Origin of the sequence: Pseudomonas sp. (assembly GCF_050739995.1) — a bacterium.
In the GTDB taxonomy this organism is placed as follows: domain Bacteria; phylum Pseudomonadota; class Gammaproteobacteria; order Pseudomonadales; family Pseudomonadaceae; genus Aquipseudomonas.
Window position 1 is genome coordinate 1 of the sequence record NZ_JBOICG010000412.1, and the last position, 1,815, is coordinate 1,815.

2 protein-coding genes are annotated in these 1,815 nt (G+C 60.5%); both read right to left on the reverse strand.

Annotated elements, in window-relative coordinates:
• Positions 1 to 12: 12 nt before the first annotated feature.
• Positions 13 to 849, reverse strand: a complete 837-nt coding sequence (locus ACRESD_RS13700; RefSeq protein ID WP_431751396.1) for a cache domain-containing protein — start codon at positions 847 to 849, stop codon at positions 13 to 15.
• 50 nt (positions 850 to 899) lie between these two features.
• Positions 900 to 1,664: a transporter substrate-binding domain-containing protein gene (locus tag ACRESD_RS13705; RefSeq protein WP_431751397.1), complete on the reverse strand. Its 765-nt coding sequence runs from the start codon at positions 1,662 to 1,664 to the stop codon at positions 900 to 902.
• Between the last annotated feature and the right edge of the window lie 151 nt (positions 1,665 to 1,815).

Consider the following 1,815-nt stretch of genomic DNA (forward strand, 5'->3'; position numbering starts at 1 on the left):
TTTCAATCCTGATCAAGGGCTGTAGTACCCGACAGCGACCATGAAATGCCCGGCCTTGCGCAAGTACGCATGCTTGTTCTCGACCTTGTCGGTTACCGGGTTTTTCCAGCGGTACTTGTATTCACTCTGGTCCTGCTGGGCCATCAGATGCAGGATTGGCTCGCCGACGGGTTTGCCGTCCGGGTCCTTGATCTTGCTGAAGTCGGTGTTGACCAGGCGTAGGTTGGTGCCGTGAGCCACATAGCGCCGGGTATCCAGGTCCACCACGAACACATACAGGTCATCCTGCAGGAACCCGCCTTCCAGTGAGTTGATGGCCTTGAGTGTACCGGCCTCATCCTTGAGCAGCGCTTTCACCGCCTTGTCGCGCAATGCCCGCGCTTGTTCCGGCGTGGCCCGTGGCAGGTAGTAACCTACTGCCAGGATGCGCTGGCCCACGCGCTGATAAAACACGTGCTTGTGCTCGACCTTGCCATCGTTCCAATTCTGCCAACGGTAATCGGCTTGTTGGATACCCTGGCCTTCGGGGGTGGCCAGCGCTTGTTTGAACGAGGCTTGCAGGTCCGGGCCGAGCAGCTCGGACACGTCGCGGCCGATCAAGGCGGAGGAGGGCCCGCCGCTGGCCAGCAGCACACCTTGGGTGTCGACCACGAACACATAACGATCGTGGTCGATGAAGTCGCCCTGACGACTGAACGCCGCGAAGGCTTTGTCGCCGTTGCTCTGGTAGTAAGCCAAGGCTTTCTCCAGCAGGGTCTTGGCGGCCTGGGCGTCCTCATCCTGAGTGGCCGCGTGCACCGAGCCGAAACACAACAGCAGCAGCCAGGTGATTCGGAGCAATCCCTTCATTCCCTATCCCTCCTTCTTGTTGATGTGACAACAGCGTAGACGGCTGTGGCTCAAGGCGCCGCCAGCCACTGGTTGACGATGCCTGCGTACACGCCAGTGGCCACGCTCAGATGCAGCCACTGGTCGACGTAGCTTTTCCACGCCACATCATCCCGGGGCAGCAGGAAGGCTTTTTCGCTGAATTGCATGTACTGCTCCGGGTTGACCGCGCATAACCCCGGCTTCTGCTTCTGTTGATAGCGCGCCTCGCTGGCGTCGGTGATCATCACATCGGCCTTGCCCGCCAGCAGTTCGTCGAAGATGGTCACGTTGTCATGCAGGCGTATCTGCGCCTGGCCCAGATGGGCGCGGGCAAACACTTCATTGGTGCCGCCTGCCGGCTCGATCACCCGCACCTGTGGTTGGTTGATCTGTGCGACGGTCTGGTAACGCTGCACATCGGCGCAGCGCACCAGCGGGATCTTGCCGTCGACGCCCAGGGGCTGGCTGAAGAACGCTTTTTTCTGACGCTCCAGGGACACGGAAATGCCACCCACGGCGATGTCGCAGCGTTGGGCGAGGAAGTCCGGCATCAAGGTTTTCCAGGTGGTGGGCACCCAGTGGATCTTTGCGTTGAGGCTCTTGGCCAAGGATTCGGCCATGGCAATGTCGATGCCTTCATAGCGGCCATCGGCGCGCAGGGCGGAGTATGGCGTGTAGTCGCCGGTGGTGCAGACGGTCAGCGTGCCACGTTGCAGCACGTCATCCAGGCGCGAATCGGCCAGGGCGTGGGTGGTCAGGCTTGCCAAAAAACAGAAGGCCAGCGGAGCTTTCATGCGGTCGAGTCCTTGGGGCATGGGCGGGGAGGTCATTATTTCCAGCAGGTAGTGGGATGGCAAATGTTTAGCCCCGTTGCAACCAAACTCCGCCAACCCTGAATTGAACAACCTTTGCCCGCGTGTGACGCTGGCTGGCATCTCCCTCACT